7 protein-coding genes are annotated in these 7,099 nt (G+C 67.1%); 2 read left to right on the top strand and 5 right to left on the bottom strand.

What is annotated here, in order from left to right; all coding sequences use genetic code 11:
• Window position 1: 1 nt before the first annotated feature.
• Window positions 2–1,171, bottom strand: coding sequence for an MFS transporter (locus RT567_RS01475; RefSeq protein WP_313573824.1), 1,170 nt, complete (start codon window positions 1,169–1,171; stop codon window positions 2–4).
• Window positions 1,172–1,286: 115 nt separating this feature from the next.
• On the opposite strand from RT567_RS01475, the gene RT567_RS01480 reads away from it, so the two are divergent.
• Window positions 1,287–2,096: a helix-turn-helix transcriptional regulator gene (locus tag RT567_RS01480; protein ID WP_313573826.1), complete on the top strand. Its 810-nt coding sequence runs from the start codon at window positions 1,287–1,289 to the stop codon at window positions 2,094–2,096.
• A gap of 102 nt (window positions 2,097–2,198) precedes the next feature.
• The gene (locus RT567_RS01485) at window positions 2,199–3,086 is read left to right on the top strand and encodes a sulfite exporter TauE/SafE family protein (protein WP_313573827.1); all 888 of its coding nucleotides are present in this window, start codon (window positions 2,199–2,201) and stop codon (window positions 3,084–3,086) included.
• A 9-nt stretch (window positions 3,087–3,095) separates the two neighbouring features.
• On the opposite strand, the gene RT567_RS01490 is transcribed toward RT567_RS01485, so the two are convergent.
• The 4 genes from RT567_RS01490 to RT567_RS01505 form a co-directional block, all read right to left on the bottom strand.
• Window positions 3,096–3,782 (bottom strand): GntR family transcriptional regulator, encoded by a 687-nt coding sequence (locus RT567_RS01490; RefSeq protein WP_313573829.1) that lies wholly within the window; start codon window positions 3,780–3,782, stop codon window positions 3,096–3,098.
• A gap of 83 nt (window positions 3,783–3,865) precedes the next feature.
• Window positions 3,866–4,864 (bottom strand): 4-hydroxyproline epimerase, encoded by a 999-nt coding sequence (locus RT567_RS01495; RefSeq protein ID WP_313573831.1) that lies wholly within the window; start codon window positions 4,862–4,864, stop codon window positions 3,866–3,868.
• A 12-nt stretch (window positions 4,865–4,876) separates the two neighbouring features.
• A complete protein-coding gene (locus tag RT567_RS01500; RefSeq protein WP_313573833.1) occupies window positions 4,877–5,806 on the bottom strand; it encodes a dihydrodipicolinate synthase family protein in 930 nt (309 codons plus the stop codon).
• Window positions 5,807–5,880: 74 nt separating this feature from the next.
• Window positions 5,881–7,099, bottom strand: a 1,219-nt coding sequence (locus tag RT567_RS01505; protein ID WP_313573834.1) for an aldehyde dehydrogenase family protein, incomplete at its 5' end; no start/stop codon positions are given.

Genomic DNA, 7,099 nt, shown 5'->3' on the forward strand with positions numbered 1-7,099 from the left:
CCTAAGCAAGCTGGCGATCGCGCCCGGCGCCCAGCCCCAGCACGACCAGCAGAATGCACAGGGCTCCACACACCGCCAGAGCCGGCGCCCAGGCGCCGACGGCGTCGTGCAGGGCTCCAATCGCAATCGGGCCGCAGGCGGACAGCAGATAACCCACCGACTGGGTCATGCCTGAAAGCTGCGCGGTCTGCTCGGCCGAGCGGCTTCGCAGACCGATGAAAGCCAGGGCCAGGATGAAGGCGCCGCCGATGGCGAATCCGAACAGGGCGACCCAGATCATCGCCAGTCCCGGCGCGACGTACAGACCCGCCAACGATATGAGGCCCAACAAGGCGAAGCCCGCGGCCAAAGCCCGCTGATCCTTCATCCGGCGCACCAGAGGAATTAGAACCAGACCCGGCGCCGCTGTAGCCAGTTGCATCACGCCGTGCAGGCCGCCTGCGACCTCCGGCGACATGCCGGCGCTCGTCAGGATCGACGGCAGCCAGGCCGCCACCGCGTAATAGACGAAGGAGTTCACGCCGAAGAAGAGCGTCACCTGCCACGCCAGGCCCGACCGCCACACCGAGACGCCGCTCAGGCTCGTCGTCGCCGCGGCCCCCGGCGTGGAACGGCGTCGCAACTGCGGAACCCAGACCAGAGCCGCCGTCATCGGCAAGACGATCAGCGCCGCCAGCGCCCACCTCCAGTCGAACGCCTGCGCCAGGGGAACCATCACAGCCGACGCCCCGGCTGAGGTCACGCCCATGGTGATGGCGTAAAGGGTGGTCAGCTTGGTGATCTGATCGGGAAAGTCCCGCTTCAACAGGCTGGGCAGCAGGGTGTTGCCGATGGCGATGCCCGCGCCGAGCACCGTCGAGCCCAGATAGAGCGCCCACAACGGCCCGGCGGACCGGATCGCGACGCCCGCGATCATGGCCAGCAGCGCCAGGAAGATCGCTCGTTCCAGTCCCACCGCCCTGGCCAGCCGCGCCGCGAACGGCGAAACGACGAAGAAAGCCAGCAGCGGCAGGGTGATCAGGAACCCCGCCTGGCTCGCCCCCAGGCCGAACGCCTGGCCGATGTCGCCGAGCAGCGGCCCCGCCCCCGTGAACGTCCCGCGCAGGGTGCTGGCCACCAGCAGGACGCCGGCGATGATCCAGAAAGGATGCAGGGAAGCACGCGAAGTCATGACAAGCCGCCGGGGAGAGATGCCTCGAGGAGGAAGGCCGGCCCACACTAGCGATGGAGCAATCGGCGAACTTCGGATATTCAGACATGAAGTTTCGACAATCGGTCAGATCGCCATGACCTCGCTGCACGCCTGCTTCCAGAGCTTCGATCCCGACGCCTTTCCTCAGGCCGCCATCGCCGTCAGCCTGGGCGGATCGGCCCATGACGTCGAACTGCCCCTGCACACCCATCGCAAGGCGCAACTGGTCGTGGCGCTGCAGGGCGGGGTCATGTGCCGGACGCAGGACGGCCTGTGGATGGCGCCCCTGGGCGGCGGCGTCTGGGCGCCTGGCGGCACGCCGCACAGCAACCGCGTCACCGCCAACGGCCGCGTCTGCATGCTGTTCGTAGAGCCGGACGTGCCCGGCCTACCCGACCGCTGCTGCACCCTGTCGCTCAGCCCCATGCTGATAGAGATGATCCGCCATCTCGCCCGCCAGCCCACGCCCGACTATGCGCCCGGCGGCCATCTGGACCGGATCGCCCAGGTCGTTCTGGAAGAGCTGCGCCGGACGGAGATCGCGGCCCTGCACCTGCCGATTCCCGCCTCCCCCGCCTTGCGCCGCATCGCCGAGGCCCTGATCGAGACCCCCGGCGACCGATCCACCGTGGGCGAATGGGCGCGCCGCGTCGCCATGAGCGAACGCACCCTGACCCGGCTGGTCGTGCGCGAGACGGCCATGAATTTCAGCCGCTGGCGTCAGCAGTTGCAGATCGTCCTGGCCCTGCAGCGATTGTCGTCCGGCGCCTCGGTTCAGAGCGTCGCCTATGACCTGGGCTATGAGTCCGCCAGCGCCTTCATCACCATGTTCAAGGCCACCATGGGCAAGCCGCCCGCCAAATACATTGCGGCGGCCGACCCTCGCGCGCTCGACGAGGCCTGAACGTCGAAAGCAATCAACGTATATTGTATCTGATTTATAGGCGTGTTTTCCTTCGGCTCAAACCGTCCGGCAAGGGCGGCGAGACCTCGGGGGAGGGAAAACATGATCGTAGCCGTTCTATTGACGGTGCTGGCCCTGCTGGCCGCCTATTACGCCGTGCAACTGGTCCGCACCGCCAGGGCGCGCGGCGAGCTCAAGCCCAAGGCCGAGGGTGTGGCCATCGGCGCGGTCGCCAACTTCTTCGACGCCCTGGGCATCGGCTCCTTCGCGCCGACGACGGCCTGGCTGCGGTTCCGCAAACTGGTCCCCGACAGCTTCCTGCCCGCCGTGCTGAACGCGGGACATTGCCTGCCCACGGTGATGCAGGGGCTGGTGTTCATGAAGCTGATCCAGGTCGATCCGGTGCTGCTGATCGCCTGCATCGGCGCCTCGATCCTGGGCGCCGTGATCGGCGCGCCCATCGTGCTGCGCCTGCCGGTGCGGGCGGTGCAGATGGTGGTCGGCGCGGCCCTGCTGATCGCCGCCGCCCTCTACGCAATGACCAATCTGAACCTGATGCCTGCAGGCGGCGAGGCGGTGTCGCTGGAGGGAAATCTGTTCATCGTCGCCGTCCTCGCCCACCTGGTCATGGGCGCGCTGATGAGCTTCGGCATCGGCCTCTATGCGCCGTCCTTGATCATGCTCAGCCTGATGGGGATGAACCCGACGGCGGCCTTCCCCATCATGATGGGCGCCTGCGCCTTCCTGATGCCGGTGTCGAGCCTGCGTTTCATCAGGAGCGAGCGCATCGACCTGCGCCTGGTGCTGGGCATGGCGATCGGCGGGATACCGGCCGTGTTGCTGGCGGCTTTCGTCATCACCTCCCTGCCGCTGACAGTGCTGCGCTGGGGCGTGGTGGTCGTGGTCCTCTATGCCGCCGCCAGCCTGCTGACGACTGCCCTGAAATCAGCGCGGCCCGTCGCCGCCTCCGCAGACATCAAGGAGAGCTAAACCCCTCGATCAGGAGGCCTTGCGTTCGACGGCTTCGGCCGCCTCAAGCTCGAACTCCTCGCGCAGGTCGCGCAAGGTGTGCGCGAGGTGAGCGTTCGCCAGACGACGCACGGCGTCAGCGTCCCGGTCCAGCCACGCCTGCAGGATGTCGCGGTGCTCGGCCTCGGCCGTCACGTGACGGCCCTTGTGTTCCAGGTGCTTGCGAACGTAGCGGTCCGCCATGACATGCAGACGGGCGGTGATCTCGGCCGTCAGCACTCGCTGGCCCGGCTGCACCAGGGCCATGTGGAAGGCGCGATTCAAAGGCCCGACGCTAGGCAGATGAGCGGCCGCCGCCGCATCCAGTTCGCCCAGAACGCGCTGGGCCGTGGCGCGCTGCGCATCGTCAGCGATGAGGCAGGCCTGGGCCGCCGCTTCCGGCTCCAGCTGCAGGCGCAGCTCATAGATTTCCTCAGCCTCGGCCGCGCTCATGCCACGCACGAAGAAGCCCCGGTTGGCGTGCGACACCACCAGACCGTCCTGCTCCAGCCGCACCAGGGCCTCGCGCAGGGGAATCTTGGAGACATTCAGGTCCGCCGCCAGCGAATCCTGCCGGATCGGCACCTCAGGCGCGATCGCACCCGACAGGATCATGTCGCGCACCACCTCCGTCAGGCGGTCGGACAGGGTGCGGACTTCAAGCGGAGCTGCGGCCATGCGGTTCATCAAATGGAAAAGGCTGGGCCGGTCGCCCAGCCCAGCCATAACCCGCAAAGTCCGCAATTACGATGTGGAATACGTCACACCACCTGGAAGCCGGCCCAGAAGGGATCGCGCCGATCCACCCAGATGGTGTTGAAACCCGTAGCGATCGCCGATCCCTCGATCGAAGGCACGATCGCCTTGTAATCGCCCACCGTGGTTTCAGCCTCGACCCGGCCGATGAAGCGGCTGCCGATATAGCTTTCGTGAACAAAGGCGTCGCCGACCTTCAACCGGCCCTTGGCGTGCAGATGGGCCAGCCGCGCCGAGGTGCCGGTGCCGCACGGACTGCGGTCGATGGCCTTGTCGCCATAGAAGACGGCGTTGCGGCCGTCGGCGCCCTGCCCCTTCGGCCTGTCGGCCCACAGGACATGGCTGACGCCGTTGATCGACGGTTCGTCCGGGTGGACCGGATGGAAGGCCGCCCGCACCCGCTCGCGCACCAGACCGCTCAGCTCGATGATGCGGCTGGCGCCCAGATCATCCAGTCCGGTGTAGGCGCCCTGCGGCTCGACGATGGCGTAGTAGTTGCCGCCGTAGGAAACATCGACCGTCAGCGGGCCGAGGCCCGGCACGTCGATCTCGATCCCCTCCGCCGCCAGATAGGCCGGGATGTTGCGGATGCGCACCGAGGTCACGCGATCGCCCTCGGTCTCATAGGCGATGTCGAGCACGCCCGCCGGAACCTCGACCTTCAGTCGCCCCGGCGTGCGCGGCCGGATCAGGCCGTGCTCGATTCCGAAGGTGATCATGCCGATGGTCCCGTGGCCGCACATGGGCAGGCAGCCGCTGGTCTCGATGAAGAGAATGCCCGCGTCCGCGTCCGGCAGGGTCGGCGGATAGAGGAAGCCGCCGCTCATCATGTCGTGGCCGCGCGGCTCGAAGCACAGCGAGGTGCGGATCCAGTCATAGCGGCTGAGGAAATCCAGCCGCCGCTCGGCCATGCTGGCCCCTGACAACAGGGGCGCGCCGCCGGCGACCAGGCGAACCGGGTTGCCGGCGGTATGACCGTCAATACAGAAGAAGACGTCGCGCATTCAGTGTCCCGATCAGACGATCTTCACGGCCTTGCCCGAGCCGATCGGGCGCGTTTCCGCCGCCTTCTCGACCATGGCGATGACTTCGGCACGGCGCGCGCCCGCCAGCGGCATACGCGGCATACGGACCCGCTCGCTGCCCCGGCCCATGATCATTTCGGACAGCTTGATCGACTGAACCAGGTCCGACACCGAATCCAGGTGCAGCAGCGGCATGAACCAGCGATAGATCTCCAGCGCACGGGCGATATCGCCGTCCTTGACCGCCCTGACCAGGGCCACGGACTCTTCGGGGAAGGCGTTGGTCAGGCCCGAGACCCAGCCCTTGGCGCCCAGGATCATGCCTTCCAGCGCCACATCATCCAGACCGACCATGACCGCATAACGGTCGCCCAGTTCGTTGAAGATGTCGGTGATGCGCCGCGAATCCGGGGCGCTTTCCTTCAGGGCCACGATGTTCGGCACGTCTGACAGACGACGCAGGTCGTCGTTGTTCAGCGTCTGACGATACATCAGCGGGTTATTGTACAGCATGTTGGGCAGGCCGCTGGCCGCCGCCACCGCGCGGAAGTGCGCCTCAAGCTCCGCCTGCGTCGGCACATAGACCATGGCCGGCAGCACCATCAGGGCGTCCACGCCGATATCCTCGGCGTCCTTGGCGTAGCGTTCGGCCCGCGCCGTAGTCAGTTCGCTGACCCCGGTGATAATCGGCACACGGCCGTCAGCGACCTCGACCGCCGCCTTCAGCACGGCGCGCTTTTCTTCCGGTTCCAGCGAGTTGTTCTCGCCGACCGTGCCCATGACGATGATGGCGTCGACGCCGTCCTTGATCAGGCCGTCCAGCACCGTCTGGGTGGCGTTCAGATCAACCGCCAGCGCCTCATCGAATTGCGTGGTCGCCGCCGGGATCACCCCGCTCCAGTCCAACTTCGCCCCAGCCATAAGCCACTCCTCCTAAAGCGATATTATTATCGTATACGATATCTGATTGTATACGATGTCAAGCGAATAGCGCCCTATCCGGCGCTGTAGCTGGTCTTGGTCAGGGTGAAGAAATCGGCCGCCGCGAAGCCCTGCTCGCGCGGGCCGTAGGACGAAGCCTTCGTGCCGCCGAACGGCACATGATAGTCGACGCCCGCCGTGGCCAGATTGACCATGGTCATGCCCGCCTTAGCGCGGCGCTGGAAGTCGCGCGCGTGCTTCAGCGACTGGGTGACGATGCCCGCCGACAGGCCGAACTCGACCCCGTTGGCGACAGCCAGCGCCTCTTCGTAGTCCTTGACGCGGATGGTCGAGGCGACCGGGCCGAACACCTCTTCATTGTTGATGCGCATGGCCGGGTCGGTGTCGGCGATCAGGGTCGGTTCGACATACCAGCCGGGCGCCTCGCGGTTCAGGCGACCGCCGCCAGTGACGACGCGCCCGCCTTCCGAAGCCGCGATGTCGATGTAGCGGTACGATGTCTCGCGTTGCGCCTCGCTGACCGCCGGGCCGACCTGGGTGTCGGGATCGAGCGCGTCACCCACGCGCAGAGCAGCGACCTTTTCGGCCAGCGCCGCCACGAAGCGATCGTGGATGCCATCCTGCACGATCAGGCGGCTGGACGCGGTGCAGCGCTGTCCCGTGGCGAAGAAGCTGCCGTCCAGCGCAATGTTCACCGCGCGATCCAGATCGGCGTCGTCCAGCACGATCAGCGGATTCTTGCCGCCCATCTCCAGTTGCACCCGCGCCTGACGCGCCGCGGCCCCGGCGGCGACGCCCGCGCCGACCCCTTGCGAGCCGGTGAAGCTGATGCCCGCCACATCCTTGTGGTCGACGATGGCCTGACCCACGCGGCCGCCGCCGATGACCAGGTTCAGCACACCCTTGGGCAGCCCCGCCTCATGCAGGATGGCGACCAGGGCCTCGGCCGTCGCGGGCGTATGGCTGGCGGGCTTGATCACCACCGTATTGCCGAAGGCCAGCGCCGGCGCCGCCTTCCACGCCGGAATGGCGATGGGGAAGTTCCACGGCGTGATCAGCCCGAACACCCCGACAGGCTGGCGATAGGTCTGCACCTCCACCCCCGGCCGGGTCGAGGCCAGATTCTGACCGTGCAGGCGCAAGGCCTCGCCGGCGAAGTATTTCAGGATGCGGGCGGCGCGCGCCGTCTCGCCGATGCCCTCGGCCAGGGTCTTGCCCTCTTCGCGCGACAGCAGGCGACCAACCGCCTCGCGCCGCTCCATCAGGAGGCTT

It is taken from the genome of Brevundimonas sp., assembly GCF_032107865.1.
Lineage (GTDB): Bacteria > Pseudomonadota > Alphaproteobacteria > Caulobacterales > Caulobacteraceae > Brevundimonas.